This window comes from Micrococcus sp. HMSC067E09 (assembly GCF_001812555.1).
GTDB classification, from domain to species: Bacteria; Actinomycetota; Actinomycetes; order Actinomycetales; family Micrococcaceae; genus Micrococcus; species Micrococcus lylae.
This window is the reverse complement of sequence record NZ_KV809444.1, coordinates 48,573-62,075: the sequence shown is the minus strand read 5'-3', so window position 1 is coordinate 62,075 and position 13,503 is coordinate 48,573. Positions and strand designations below refer to the sequence as shown.

Genomic DNA, 13,503 nt, shown 5'->3' with positions numbered 1-13,503 from the left:
CTCAACACGGGGTTGAAGGCTGCCCGGAGGGGCGGAGGAGAACGCGGCGACACCCAACGTTCAGGGCAACGGTAGCGTCACGGCGGACCGCCGCGCAAAGCGCCCAGGCCCGCATGGACGCTGATTTCTCGCCACAGACCTCAACCTTCACTCGACGCTTGAAGCACACGCGCTCTCCGCGCGACGCCCGAGGGGCACGATCTGGCCGCACCCATCGCCTTCACCTTCACCTTCGAGTTGAATGCTGTGAGGTTGCGGCGACCTCGTCACCGGGTGACCGGGCGGTCCGGGACGGAGACGTCGAGCTCCTCGACACCCGCCCGGGACTCCTCGCCCTGCCCGAGAAGCGATTCCACCACGGCGGCCTTGACCCGGGGCTGGTCCGTGCCACCCCACTGGACGGACGGGCCGTCCTCCAGGCGCAGCTCGACGGAGTCCGGACCGGCGGCGCGGACCTCCTCCACCCGCTCGCGCAGGGCGGACGGCAGCGCGTCGACGACGGCCGCCACGGCGGCACGGGTGCGCTCGTCGGCGTGCAGCACCCCCGGGGCGACCGGCACGGGCGTCTCGCCCTCGAACACCCGTGGATCGACACCCGACAGCACGGCCCCGTCGTCCATCAGCACACGGGCGGTGCCGTCGGAGACGTGGGCCGCCACCGGACGGCGCTCGTGCACGGTCACCTGGAGGCCCGTGGGCGGGGCTGCGATCATGTCCAACGACTCGACCCCGGGCAGGTCGCCGGCGAGGTCCTGGACGCGTCCTCGGCCGACCTGCGGCAGCGGAACGCCGTGAAGGGGCCGGAGACGCTCTTCGACGTCGGCGCGGTCCACGAGACGGGTGCCGTCGACCTCCACGCGGTCCACGGCCAGCACCGGCGAGAAGTAGAGCACCAGGGCGCCGGCCACCAGCGCGACCAGGGCGAACGCGGCCATCGTCCACCGCAGCCAGCGGCGGGGCCTGCGTGCAGGCTCCGGGAACGCGACGACGTTCTGGCCCACAGGCTGGGACGAGGAGTCCCGGCGCCGTGTCGCCGCGGTGTCGCCGCGGCGTCGCAGCCGTGGCATCCTCACTGCGCGGCCGTGGCGTCGTCCGACAGCGCGGCGACGATGGTCGGCCCCAGCGCAGTCACGTCTCCGGCGCCCATGGTGATCACGACGTCGCCCGGCTCGGCCCCCGCCACGAGGTCGGCGACAGCCCGCTCAGGGTCGGCGGCGACCGCACGGTCGGTCTCGTCCGGCGTGGTGAGGCGGGAGGAGATCAGGCTGGAGTCCACCCCCTCCATCGGCTCCTCGCGCGCGGCGTAGACCTCGAGCACACGCACGCGGTCGGCCGTCGAGAGCGCCTGGGCGAACTCTGCGGCGAAGTCATGGGTGCGGGAGAACAGGTGCGGCTGGAACAGCACGTGCACCCGGCCCGTGCCGGCCACCGCCCGACCGGCGGAGACGGCGGCCGCCACCTCGGTCGGATGGTGGGCGTAGTCGTCGAAGACGCGTACGCCGCGGCCTGCGCCGCGGAATTCGAAGCGGCGCGCCGTGCCGCGGAAGGCCTCCAGGCCCGCGGCCGCGGCCTCCGGCTCCATGCCCGCCTGCACGGCGGCCAGGAGGACGGCCGCGGCGTTGAGCGCGTTGTGGGTGCCCGGCACCTGCAGGCGCACGGACACCGCAGTGCCGTCGGCGAGCTCGTAGCGCACGCGCTGGCCCACGCCCGACTCCCGTGCGTCCACGAGGGTCTCGGCGACGAGCAGGTCGGGACGGACGCCATCGCGCTCGGCGGTGCCGTAGGTCACCACCCGGCAGCGGGCCTCGTCCCGGGCCCAGGCGGCCAGGGCGGCGGCGCCGTCGTCGTCGAGACAGGCCACCAGTGCACCGCCGTCCGCGGCGGCCGGGAGCTGTCCGGCGAAGGTGCGGAACACCTCATGGACGGCCTCCTCCGTGCCGTAGTGGTCCAGGTGGTCGGCCTCCACCGTGGTCACGATCGCGACGGTGGACGGGTAGTTCACCAGCGTGCCGTCGGATTCGTCGGCCTCGGCCACGAACCAGTCGCCCTCGCCGTGGGCGGCGTTCGTGCCGAGCCCTGCGACGGCGGCCCCCACCGCGAAGGTGGGCTTCCAGCCGGCCTCGGTGAAGGCCATGGCAGCCATGGACGAGGTGGTGGTCTTGCCATGGGTGCCGGCAACGGCCAGGACGCGGTGGCCGCGCATGGCCATGGCCAGGCCCTCCGACCGGTGCATCATGGGCAGCCCGCGGGCGGCCGCCGCGTCGTACTCGGGATTGCCCGGTCCGGCGATCGAGGAGGCGATGACGCAGGCGACGTCGTCGCCGACGTTCTCCGGGGCGTAGCCGACCGTGATCCGGGCACCGCCCTGGGCCAGCTGGTGCATCACCGGCAGGTCCTTGGCGTCGGTGCCGGACACGGGCACGCCCTGGTCCTGGAGGATGCGGGCGACGCCGGAGACGCCGACTCCGCCGATGCCCAGGAAGTGGACGCGGCCCTCGGCCGGGAAGTCCTCGGGGTGTGCGGTGGCGGCGGTCATCGACGTGCTCCTTCGGCGGCGGCGGCCCGGGTCAGTCGGGCCATCTTCTGGTCGGCGTCCCGCACACCGTGGGCGGCGGAGGCGGCGGCCATGGCGGACAGGCGCTCGGGCGAGGTCGCCAGCGGGATGAGCTCGCGGCGGACCCACTCGGGGCTGAAGGCGTCGTCACGGACGAGCAGGGCTCCCCCGTCGGCGACGACCTGCTCGGCGTTGAGGGCCTGTTCGCCGTTGCCGATCGGCAGCGGGACGAAGACGGCGGGCAGCCCCACGGCGCAGACCTCGCAGACGGTGCCGGCACCGGAGCGGGCGACGATGAGGTCGGCCACGGCATAGGCCTGCTCCATGCGGTCGAGGTACTCGCGCTGGTGGTAGCCGTCACGGACCACGCGCTGCCCGGCGGAGTCGGTGACCTCCTTGCCGCGTCCGGTCAGGTGCAGCACCTGCACACCGGCGCCCAGCAGGTCGTCCAGGGCGCCCTGGACGGTGCGGTTCACGGACAGCGCGCCGGAGCTGCCGCCGGTGACGACGACGGTGGTGCGCTCGGGGTCCAGGCCGAGCTCGGCGGCGGCTGCGCCCCGGGCCTCGGCCCGGTCCAGGGACGACACCTCCGGACGCATCGGCATTCCGACCCACTCGGAGCCCTTCAGCGGGGTCCCCTTGAGCGCCACGGCGACCCGGGCGGCGGAACGGGCGCCCCAGCGATTGGCCATTCCCGGCCGCGCGTTCGCCTCGTGCACCACCGTGGGGATGCCGAGGGACTTCGCCGCCCGGTACATGGGAGTCGACACATAGCCGCCCACGCCGACCACGACGTCGGCCTCCCGGCGGCGCAGGATGGCCTGCGCCTGGTCGATCGCGGCACGGAACCGGCCGGGGAACCGCAGCACGTCCATCGAGGGACGGCGCGGGAAGGGGACGCGCCCGATCGTGTCGAGCTCGAAGCCGGCGTCGGGGACCAGACGGGTCTCCATGCCGGACTCCGTGCCGACCATGGTGCAGACCGCCGGCACCGGGACGGTGCCGTCCGGGCCCGGCTGCGGCTCCTGGAGGGCGCGGGCGATCGACAGCATCGGGGAGATGTGCCCGGCGGTGCCGCCGCCGGCCAGGACCACGCGCAGAGGTCGTTCGGTGGAGGGGACGGTCATGATCAGGCCTCCTGGGTCTGGGGAGCGGGCGTCGGATCGATCGGTCTGAACGAGGCGGCGTGGGCCTGTTGGGCCGCCAGGTGTGCCAGGCGACGCTCATGGCGTGCGAAGGACAGCACGACGCCCACAGCCGTCATGGCCAGGGTCAGCGCGGAGCCGCCGTACGAGATGAACGGCAGCGGGACACCCACCACCGGCAGCAGGCCGGACACCATGCCGGCGTTGAGGAAGGTCTGGCCCACGAACCAGGTGATGATGCCCCACGTGGCCACGCGGATGAAGGTCGAGCGCGTCTGGGCGGCCACCCGGTACATGCCCAGGGCGAGGATCGCGAACAGGCCGATCACGAGCAGGGTGCCGAGCAGCCCGAGCTCCTCGCCGAGGATGGTGAAGATGAAGTCGTTCTCCGCCTCCGGGATGTAGCTCCACTTCTGGCGGGACTGGCCCAGGCCGACGCCCCACCAGCCGCCGGAGGCCAGCGCATAGAGGCCGTGGGCGGGCTGGAAGCAGGGGTCCGAGGGGTCATCACACGCGGCCTCGACGCCGAGCCAGGCCTGGACGCGGAGCATGCGGTGGGAGGCGAACAGCGTCAGGCCGATCGTCAGGAGGGCGGCCAGCCCCGCGGTGACCATGAACACGATGCGGTGGGCCCCGCCGACCCAGAGCACGGCGGCGAGCACGAGCGCGACGATGATCGCGGTGCCCAGGTCCCTGCCCCACATGATCAGGCCGAGGACGAGCACGCCGCCGGGGAACACCACGGGCACGAGGGCATGCTTGACCTGGTTCACCAGGCGCCCCTTGCGCGCGATCACGGCGCCGCCCCATAGGGCCAGGGAGAGCTTCGCGAGCTCGGACGGCTGCGCCGTGAACGAGCCGATGCGCAGCCAGTTCGTGTTGCCGCCGACGTTCACGCCCAGCGGCGTGAACGCGACCAGGCCGAGCAGGACCACGGACACGGCCAGCGCAGGCCAGGCCATCCGCCGGATCCAGGGCACCGGGGTGAAGGTCGCGGCGGTCAGCATCACCATGCCCACGCACGCCCAGAGCGCCTGGCGCAGGAACAGGGAGTACGAGCCCCCGGAGCCGATCGCCTCGACCGAGGACGAGGACAGCACCATCACCAGGCCCAGCACGGTCAGCACCGCGGTGCTGCCCGCGATCATCAGGACCGTCATGTCGAGCATGCGACGGCCCTCGAGGGCGGCCCACATGCGGTCCAGCCCGTGCTTGACGGGGCTCAGGCCGCCGGAGGTCTTCGTCGGCATGGTGCTCCTTCAGCGGACGGGGACGGTGGGGTCAGGGGGAACGGCGGGCCTTCAGCCGGAGACGGGGCCGTCGTCGTCGACGTTCCAGCCGTGCTGCCGCATGACGGCGGTGACGGCCTCGATGAACGCGTCGCCGCGGTCCGCATAGGACCGGAACTGGTCCATGGAGGCGGCGGCCGGAGCCATGAGGACCACGTCGCCGGCCTCGGCCAGCTCGTCGGCACGCTGCACGGCGGCGGTCATGGCGGCGTGGCCGTCCTCGGTGCCCCGGCCGGACGGATCGGTGAGCGGGCTCTCGACCGGGACGTCCGGGGCGTGCTCGGCAAGGGCCTTACGCAGCGCGGAGGAGTCGGCGCCGATCAGCAGGACGGCACGGAGACGGTGTCCGTGCGCCCTGACGAGCTCGTCGTAGGTGACGCCCTTCGGCAGGCCTCCGGCGATCCACACGATCGAGGAGAACGCCGCCAGGGAGGCGTCCGCGGCATGCGGGTTGGTCGCCTTGGAGTCGTTGATCCACATGACGTCCCGCGAGGTCGCCACCAGCTGGATGCGGTGCTCTCCGCGGTCGTAGCCGCGCAGGCCGTCCCGGACCGCAGTGGGCGAGACGCCCACAGCACGGGTCAGCGCCGCGGCCGCGGCCGCGTTGGACACGGTGTGCTGCGGAGCCACGGCGCCCAGGTCCGAGCGCTCGGCGAGGGCCACGGCCTCATGGGCCCGGTTCTCGGTGAACGCGCGGTCCACGAGGATGCCGTCCACGAGGCCGACGGTGGACAGGCCCGGGGTGTCCGTGGAGAAGGACACCGCACGGCATCCCTCCTGCACGTCGGCCTGCTCCACGAGGCGGCGGGTGATCGGGGCCGCCTCGTTGAACACGCACGCGATGCGGGTGTTCTCGTACACGGAGCCCTTGTCCCGGACGTACCCGTCCATGGAGCCGTGCCAGTCCACGTGGTCCTCGGCGATGTTCAGCACTGCCGAGGAGGCCGGCTCGATGTGGTGGGTCCAGTGCAGCTGGAAGCTGGAGAGCTCCAGCGCCAGGACGTCGAAGCCCTCCGGATCGCGGACGGCGTCCAGCACCGGGGTGCCGACGTTGCCGCAGGCGATCGCCCGGCGGCCGTCTGCGCGCAGGATGGCCTCCACCATGCTCACGGTGGTGGTCTTGCCGTTGGTGCCGGTCAGGCAGATCCAGTCGGCGACCTTGCGGCCCGCACGCTCACGGACCCGCCAGGCCAGCTCGATGTCCGACCAGATCGGCAGGCCCGCGGCGTGGGCCTGCATCAGCAGCGGCTGGTCCGGACGCCAGCCCGGGGAGGTCACGACGACGTCCGGCGGCTGTGCGTCGAAGCGCGGCAGTGCGGTGGTCGCCTCCTTCTCCAGCACCACGTCGCGCACACCCACGATCCTGAGGGTCTCGGCACGCCGGACGTTCTCCTCGGACGCGTTCCCGTCCACGACGAGCACGTCGGCACCGAGCTCCACCAGCGTGTCCGCCACGGAGAACCCGGTGACGCCCAGGCCGGCGACAACCACGCGCAGCCCCTGCCACTGGGGGGCGTCCCAGGAGGTGAGCGGGTCGGTGCGGGGAGTCGAGGCGATCGGCTCGAGGACGGGGGTCACCATGGCCTCGCTCATGGGGTCACCGCCGCGGTGCCGCCGCCGGCGAGGAGCCACTCGCCGTAGAACACGAACAGGCCGACGATCACGCAGACCAGGCTGATGAGCCAGAAGCGGACCACGACGGTCACCTCGGCCCAGCCCTTGAGCTCGAAGTGGTGCTGCAGCGGGGCCATGAGGAACACTCGCTTGCCGCCGGAGAGCTTGAAGTAGCCCACCTGGATGATCACGGACAGGGTGATGGCGACCATGAGGCCGGCCAGGATGACCACGAGGATCTCGGTGCGGGTGAAGATGGCGAAGCCGGCAAGGGCGCCGCCGAGGGCCAGGGAGCCCGTGTCTCCCATGAAGATCTTCGCCGGGGAGGTGTTCCACCAGAGGAAGCCGAGCAGCGAGCCGGTGAGGATCGCGGCGAGCAGGGCCAGGTCCATGGGGTCGCGGACCTCGTAGCAGCCCGGGCCGGTGATGGTGCCGCAGGCCTGGCTCGCCTGGAAGATCGACATCAGGACGTAGGCGCCGGTGATCATGGCGGTGGCGCCGGTGGCCAGACCGTCCAGGCCGTCGGTGAGGTTCACGGCGTTGGTGGTGGCCGTGGTGATGAGGTTGGACCAGATCACGAACAGCACGTAGGCGAGCACGGGACCGGCGAAGGCCATCTCGAGCCACGGGATGTCACGGACGAAGGAGATGGCCGTCGAGGCCGGGGTCAGGCCGTCGCTGTTCGGGAAGTTCAGCGCCAGCACCGCGAAGACGGTGCCGATGAGGCCCTGCAGGACGATCTTCCCCATGGGGGTCAGGCCGAGGGACTGCTTCTTCGTGATCTTGGTGAAGTCGTCGACGAAGCCGACGAACGCCATGCCGACCGTGAGGAAGAGCAGCAGCACACCGGACGCCGTCGGCCCGGCGAGCTCGGAATCGAGCATCGCCAGGATGGCGTGGGTCAGGAAGTAGACCACCACGAGCACGACCACGAAGACGAGGCCGCCCATGGTCGGGGTGCCGCGTTTGGTCTTGTGGCTCGTGGGGCCGTCGTCGCGGACGAACTGGCCGTACCCCTTCTTCACCAGGAACCGGATGAACAGGGGCGTGCCCGCGGCCGCGAAGACGAGGCCGAGGACACCGCCGATGAGCAGGCCGATCACGGACGCTCCTCCTTGGGGGTGGACGACGCGGAGTCCTCGGCGCCGACGGCGGCGAGACGCTCGCCGAGCTGGGCGAGCCGCGAGCCGTTGGAGGACTTCACCAGGACGATGTCTCCGGGGGCGAGGAGCTTCGAGAGAAGGTCGAAGGCCTCGTCGAGGTCGGCGGCGAAGTGCGCCTCCTCTCCCCAGCTGCCCTCATTGAGGGCGCCGATGTACAGGGGGCGGGCACCGGCTCCGACGACGAGCAGCTGTGCGATGTTCAGGCGCACGACGGTCTCGCCGACGAGCGTGTGCTCCCTGATGTGTTCGTCGCCGAGCTCCAGCATCTCGCCGAGCACCGCCCAGGTGCGGCGGCCGGTGGCGCGGCCGAGCTGAGCGAGGGTCTTCAGCGCGGCGCGCATGGACTCCGGATTCGCGTTGTAGGCGTCGTTGATGACGGTGACGCCGTCGGGACGCTCCGTACGCTCCATGCGGAACCGGCTGGTCGGGCCGAGACCGTCCAGCACGCCGGCGATGTCCGCCGGGCGGACGCCGGCCGCCGCGGCGGCACCGGCCGCGGCGACGACGTTGTGGGCGTGGTGGACGCCGATGAGCCCGGAGGTGACAGGCACGGTCGGAGCCTCGGTGTCGGCGCCGAGCTGCAGGTCGAACACCGGCCGACCCTCGACGTCGGTGGTCAGGTTCCTAGCGAGGGCCACGCCGGCAGCGCGGCCCGCGGCCACGTCCTCGGCGATCAGCGGCACGGTGTCCTCATCGGTGGAGAACCAGACGACCGGGGCCGTGGTGCGCTCGGCCATGGCGGCGACCTGGGAGTCGTCGCGGTTGAGCAGGACGACGCCCTCGGGGCCGATGGCCTCCACGAGCTCGCCCTTGGTCTTGGCGATGTTCGCCACGCCGCCGAAGCTGCCGGCGTGGGCGGTGCCGACCATGAGGACGACGCCGATGTCCGGCTTCACGATGTCGCAGAGGTACGCGATGTTGCCGACGTGGTCCGCGCCCATCTCCACCACAAGGTAGCGGGTGTCCAGGGATGCGCGGAACACGGTGAGCGGCACGCCGACCTCGCCGTTGAACGAGCCCTGCGGGGCCACGGTCGGCCCCTGCTCGGCGAGGATCGCCGCCAGCAGGTCCTTCGTGGTGGTCTTGCCGGCCGAGCCGGTGATGCCGATGACGGTGGTCTCGGAGTGGGCCCGCACGCGGGCCACCACGTCACGGGCGAGGGCGCCCATGGCCATCACCGCGTCCTCCACGAGGATCGACGGGTGCGCGGAGCCGTCCGGAGCCGTGGTGGCGCGCTCGGCCAGCACGGCGGAGGCGCCGGCGGACAGCGCGGCGTCGATGTAGTCGTGCCCGTCGGCGTGCTCGCCGGGCTTGGCCACGTACAGGACGCCGTCCTGACCAGCGACCTCACGGGAGTCCGGGGTCACAGCGGTCAGCACGGTCTCCGGGTCGAGCGACTCGGAGAGGGTGCCGCCGACGGCCGCGGCGATCTGGGAAGCGGTGAGAGCGATCATTTGGTCTCGACTTTACCGCGCCGTGGATGACAGATCCGTGAGGCGGCCCTCGCGCCGGTCGGCCAGGGCAGCGCGCAGCTCGACGCGGTCGTCCAGCTCCACGTCCACGCCCGCCACGTCCTGCACGGTCTCATGGCCGCGGCCCGCCAGCAGGATGCTGTCCTCGTCCGAAGCCAGGGCGGCGGCGAGCCGGATGGCCTCGGCGCGCGGCGCCGACTCGTGGACCTCGACGGTGCGGCCCTGCTCGGCCTGCTCCGCCGCCTCGGCCCGCACGCCCTCGAGGACCTGGGCGCGGATCCCGGCGGGGTCCTCGCCGTGCGGGTCGTCGTCCGAGACGATCACCACGTCCGCGTAGCGGGCCGCGATGCGTCCCATCAGCGGACGCTTGGTGGTGTCCCGCTCCCCGGTGGCGCCGAAGACGAGGATGGTGCGCCCGTCGCGGCCGGTGGCGGCACGGGCCTGCGTGAGCGACTCGAGGGCCTGGACCATGCCGTCCGGGTTGTGGGCGAAGTCGACCACGCCGTCCGGCTCACGGCCGACGACCTCCATGCGGCCGGGCACGGCGGCAGCGAAGGGTCCGGCGCCGGCCGGCACGTCCAGCACGTCCTGGAGCAGCTCGAAGGTCTCCTCGCCCAGGGCCTCGAGGACGATGAGGGCGGCCAGGGCCGCGTTGGCCGCGTTGAAGCGGCCCGGCAGCCCGACCGAGGCCTTGAGCACCCGCCCGGTGGCCGCCTCGGTGAGCTCGAATCGATGGCCGAGGCCGTCCGGGGTGAGGGCGGTGAGCTCCCAGTCCGGCACGACGTCCGGGTGGCGTGCGGCGAGGGCGCCCGGCACGGACGCCGCCGGTCCGAGGGCGAGGGTGGTGGTCGGTGCGCCCGAACGCTCCGCCATGGCGACGCCCCACTCGGGGCCCTCTCCCCCGTCGAGCACGATCACGGCGCGGCCGGTGCGTGCGGCGTCGAACAGGCCGAGCTTGGCCTCGAAGTACTCCTCCATGGAGCCGTGGAGGTCCAGGTGGTCCTGGGTCAGGTTGGTGAATCCGGCGACGGCGTAGCGCAGGCCGGCGATGCGCTCGAAGGATACCGCGTGGGAGGAGACCTCCATCACGGCGGTGTCCACGTCCTCCTGGCGCATCAGGGCCATCAGTGCGTGCAGCTGCGTGGACTCCGGCGTGGTGAGCGAGGAGGGCACGGTGCGCTCTGCCGCCCGTGTGAGGATCGTGCCGATGACGCCGGTCCGGCGGCCGATCGCCTCGAGCAGCGAGCAGGCCAAGAAGCTGGTGGTGGTCTTGCCGTTGGTGCCGGTCACGCCGATCAGCCGGGGTCCGGCGTCCAGTCCCTCGCCGTAGACGGCAGCGGCCGCCGCACCCGCCGCCGTGCGCGGGGTGCCGGTCTTCAGGACGGCGAGGTCGGCCAGGCCCTGCTCGGCGACGAGGGCCGCGCCCTCGGCGTCGGTGAGCACGCCGACCGCTCCCGCCGCGACGGCCTCGGAGGCGAAGGAGGCGCCGTGGACACGGGCTCCGGGCAGGGCGACGTACAGGTCGCCCGGCTGCACCACACGGGAGTTCAGGCAGGCACCGGTGACCCGGCCGCGCGGTGCCGTCCCGGACTCGACCGCCTCGATGCCGGCGCCGTGGAGCACCTCCACCAGCGTGGACCAGGCGACCCCGTCCACCCGGTCCGGGCGGAAGGCGCGGTCCTGCTCCGCGGGGGTCAGGGTCGAGGACTCGGTCATGACGGGTGCTCCTGGTCTTTCGGTTCGGAGTGCGGGTTCGGGGGCTGCGGGCAGGCGGCCGTCACCAGGGACGGTCCTGCGGGTCCTCGGCGAAGACCTTGTAGTCGTCGGGCTTGTCGCCGGTGGCCGGGACGTTGTACTTGCGCAGCAGGTGCTCCATCAGATCGGCGGACAGGGCGTCCAGGTGCGCTCCCTGGTAGTTCTCCGCGGGCCGGTGCATGGAGACGGAGACGACGAATCGCGGGTCGTCCAGCGGCGCCACCGAGGTGAAGCCGATGTTGTAGCCGTCGTAGCGGCCGGAGGGGCCGGCGGCCTGGGCGGTGGAGGACTTGCCGCCGACGCGGTACCCCTCGACGGCCGCGCGCTTGGAGGTGCCCCGGGTGACCACGGTCTCCATCATGCGGATCATCTCCGCGGCGGTCTGCTCGGACACGACCCGGTGCTTCTCGCGGTGGGGGTAGGCGTGCTCGGCGCCGTCCGGGTCGACGATCGACTTGATGACCGAGGCGGGGACCATCTCTCCGCCGTTGGCGAGGGCCTGGTAGATCTGCGCGGTGTGGAGGGTCGTCTGCGTGTAGGCCTGGCCGAAGGTCGTGGTCGACCTCTGACGGTTGTCCCATTCCTCCGGCGGCACGAGGGTGCCCGCGGCCGCGGCGGGAAGGCCGATGTCGTTGGCCTCGCCGATGCCGAAGGACTTCATGTACTCGAAGCGCTCCTGCAGGGACATCTCCTCGGCCGCCTTGACGGTGCCGACGTTGTAGGAACGGGCGAAGATGCCGGCGAGGGTCATGTCGTACTCGGCGTGCGCGTTGGCGTCGTTGATCCTCTGCCCGTGGAACTCTTCGCTGCTGGGCACGGTGAACTCGCTGAGCGGGGTCAGGTCGGTGGCGTCGAGCGCGGCGGCCATGGTGACGGCCTTGCCGGTGGAGCCCGGCTCGACCGCCTGGGTCATGGCGGTCGGGCGCCAGAACAGCTGGTCGGTGGCGTTCGGGTCGGCGGGGTCGACGGTGGTGGAGTCGGCCATCGCCAGGATCTCGCCGGTCTTGGCGTCGAGGACCACGATGTTGGCCCATTCGGCGTCGTAGTCGGCGGCCTTGGCGGCGATGAGCTCCTGCGCGTACCACTGGATGTCCCGGTCGATCGTCAGCTCCACGTCCGAGCCGTCCACGGCGGGGGTCTCGTTGTACACGGCGTTGGGGATGCGCAGGCCGTTGGCGGCGACCTCGTACTCGCGGCGGCCGGCCTTGCCGGCCAGGGCCTCGTTCTGGCTCAGCTCGAGTCCCTCGCGGGCGGTGCCGTCCGCGGAGACGAACCCGAGGACGGAGCCGGCCACGGGGCCGTTCGGGTAGCTGCGGCGGTCGACGGGCTCGGCGATGAGTCCGGGCACGCGCAGGTCCATGGCGAGGTCGCGGACCTGGGGTGTGACCGAGCGCTTGACCACCGAGTACGGGCGGTCGCCCTTCATCCGGTCGTCCAGGTCGTCGACGGAGACGCCGATCACGGTGGACAGCTGCGCGATGCGGTCGTCGATCGAGACCATCTCGTTCTGCTCCGTCTCGGAGTTCCACTCCTTGAAGTCCTTGACCAGCCGCTGGTCGACCACCAGGTCGTAGCGGCGCACGCTGGTGGCGAGCACCTCGCCGTTGCGGTCCTTGATCGCACCGCGCTCCGGGGTCAGCACTTGGCTGCGGAGCCGCTCGTCGAGGGCGGCGGAGGCCTGGTCGGTCGGGTCGATGCCCTGCACGTAGAGCAGCCGCAGGGCGACGGCGGCGAGCAGGACGAGGCAGACGAGCAGGAGGGTGCGTGCGCGACGCCGCGCCCCCGTGCCCGCCTCGGCTCCGGTGGGGTCGGAGGTCGCGGACATCAGTCCCGGCCGGATTCCGCGTCGTCGGCGGAGCCGTTCTCGGCATCGGCCGCGTCCTCGGCGTCCTCGGACGCCGCGCGCTCCTCGGCCTTGCGCTCGGCCGTCCGCTCCTCGGCCGCCTTCTTCTCCTCCGCGGGGTCCTTCAGCTCCGGCCCGGCGATGTGGCCCGGCGGGAGGGCGTCGCCCTCGAGGCTGTTCACGCCCAGAGGCTGGTCCAGGGAGGAGGGCGGGTTGACGTAGGACGCGCCCCGCTCACCCTCGTCGGCCGCGACGGCCTCGCCCGAAACGCGGCCGGTGGCGACGTCGACGGTGGCGCTGCCGGCCGGGTCGACCATGCCCAGCGCGTCGGCGCGGGCGGCCAGGTTCTGCGGAGCCTCGAGGTAGCCGACGCGCTGGGACAGCAGCTCGTTGGCCTCGGACAGCTCGGTCTGCTGGGCGCGCAGTTCCAACATCTGGTACTGACGGTTGGAGACGGTGATGTTGGCGACGAGGACGACGGCGAGGGCGACCATCAGGATGCCCAGGCAGAGCACGGTGATGCCGCGGCCGGTGCGGGGCAGCGGGGCGGGCACCACGGACAGCGGGGTGCGGACGCGCTCGGAGGCGCCTGCGACGTGCTCGAGGGCGCGCTCGGGACGGGGCTCGACGCTCCGTGCCTCTGCGGTTGCGGCCATGCGATGGTCCTC

Annotated in this window: 10 protein-coding genes; all 10 read right to left on the bottom strand. The window is 72.4% G+C overall.

Features of this window, described 5'->3' with window-relative positions; translation table 11 throughout:
* Window positions 1–266 precede the first annotated feature (266 nt).
* Window positions 267–1,001: a cell division protein FtsQ/DivIB gene (locus HMPREF2863_RS07695; protein ID WP_168165773.1), complete on the bottom strand. Its 735-nt coding sequence runs from the start codon at window positions 999–1,001 to the stop codon at window positions 267–269.
* 68 nt (window positions 1,002–1,069) lie between these two features.
* On the bottom strand, window positions 1,070–2,536 hold the full coding sequence (gene murC, locus HMPREF2863_RS07690) for a UDP-N-acetylmuramate--L-alanine ligase (RefSeq protein ID WP_070639237.1): 1,467 nt from the start codon (window positions 2,534–2,536) through the stop codon (window positions 1,070–1,072).
* Window positions 2,533–3,681, bottom strand: a complete 1,149-nt coding sequence (gene murG, locus HMPREF2863_RS07685; protein WP_070639235.1) for an undecaprenyldiphospho-muramoylpentapeptide beta-N-acetylglucosaminyltransferase — start codon at window positions 3,679–3,681, stop codon at window positions 2,533–2,535. Before murG ends, murC begins: the two co-directional genes overlap by 4 nt.
* 2 nt (window positions 3,682–3,683) lie before the next feature.
* On the bottom strand, window positions 3,684–4,949 hold the full coding sequence (locus HMPREF2863_RS07680; protein ID WP_070639229.1) for an FtsW/RodA/SpoVE family cell cycle protein: 1,266 nt from the start codon (window positions 4,947–4,949) through the stop codon (window positions 3,684–3,686).
* A 51-nt stretch (window positions 4,950–5,000) separates the two neighbouring features.
* A complete protein-coding gene (gene murD, locus HMPREF2863_RS07675; protein ID WP_070639228.1) occupies window positions 5,001–6,581 on the bottom strand; it encodes a UDP-N-acetylmuramoyl-L-alanine--D-glutamate ligase in 1,581 nt (526 codons plus the stop codon).
* Complete coding sequence (gene mraY / locus HMPREF2863_RS07670; protein ID WP_070639227.1) at window positions 6,578–7,705, bottom strand: phospho-N-acetylmuramoyl-pentapeptide-transferase; 1,128 nt, start codon at window positions 7,703–7,705, stop codon at window positions 6,578–6,580. Before mraY ends, murD begins: the two co-directional genes overlap by 4 nt.
* Window positions 7,702–9,219, bottom strand: coding sequence for a UDP-N-acetylmuramoyl-tripeptide--D-alanyl-D-alanine ligase (gene murF, locus HMPREF2863_RS07665; protein ID WP_070639225.1), 1,518 nt, complete (start codon window positions 9,217–9,219; stop codon window positions 7,702–7,704). Before murF ends, mraY begins: the two co-directional genes overlap by 4 nt.
* Window positions 9,220–9,231: 12 nt before the next feature.
* Window positions 9,232–10,953: a Mur ligase family protein gene (locus HMPREF2863_RS07660; protein WP_070639223.1), complete on the bottom strand. Its 1,722-nt coding sequence runs from the start codon at window positions 10,951–10,953 to the stop codon at window positions 9,232–9,234.
* A 61-nt stretch (window positions 10,954–11,014) separates the two neighbouring features.
* On the bottom strand, window positions 11,015–12,817 hold the full coding sequence (locus HMPREF2863_RS07655; protein WP_070639221.1) for a peptidoglycan D,D-transpeptidase FtsI family protein: 1,803 nt from the start codon (window positions 12,815–12,817) through the stop codon (window positions 11,015–11,017).
* Window positions 12,817–13,491, bottom strand: coding sequence for a cell division protein FtsL (locus HMPREF2863_RS07650; RefSeq protein ID WP_141756392.1), 675 nt, complete (start codon window positions 13,489–13,491; stop codon window positions 12,817–12,819). Before HMPREF2863_RS07650 ends, HMPREF2863_RS07655 begins: the two co-directional genes overlap by 1 nt.
* Between the last annotated feature and the right edge of the window lie 12 nt (window positions 13,492–13,503).

Coding starts and splice junctions, on each gene's coding strand:
- murC (WP_070639237.1), bottom strand. CDS start 2,536: ATGACCGCCGCCACCGCACACCCCGAGGACTTCCCGGCCGAGGGCCGC.
- murG (WP_070639235.1), bottom strand. CDS start 3,681: ATGACCGTCCCCTCCACCGAACGACCTCTGCGCGTGGTCCTGGCCGGC.
- HMPREF2863_RS07680 (WP_070639229.1), bottom strand. CDS start 4,949: ATGCCGACGAAGACCTCCGGCGGCCTGAGCCCCGTCAAGCACGGGCTG.
- murD (WP_070639228.1), bottom strand. CDS start 6,581: ATGAGCGAGGCCATGGTGACCCCCGTCCTCGAGCCGATCGCCTCGACT.
- murF (WP_070639225.1), bottom strand. CDS start 9,219: ATGATCGCTCTCACCGCTTCCCAGATCGCCGCGGCCGTCGGCGGCACC.
- HMPREF2863_RS07660 (WP_070639223.1), bottom strand. CDS start 10,953: ATGACCGAGTCCTCGACCCTGACCCCCGCGGAGCAGGACCGCGCCTTC.
- HMPREF2863_RS07655 (WP_070639221.1), bottom strand. CDS start 12,817: ATGTCCGCGACCTCCGACCCCACCGGAGCCGAGGCGGGCACGGGGGCG.
- HMPREF2863_RS07650 (WP_141756392.1), bottom strand. CDS start 13,491: ATGGCCGCAACCGCAGAGGCACGGAGCGTCGAGCCCCGTCCCGAGCGC.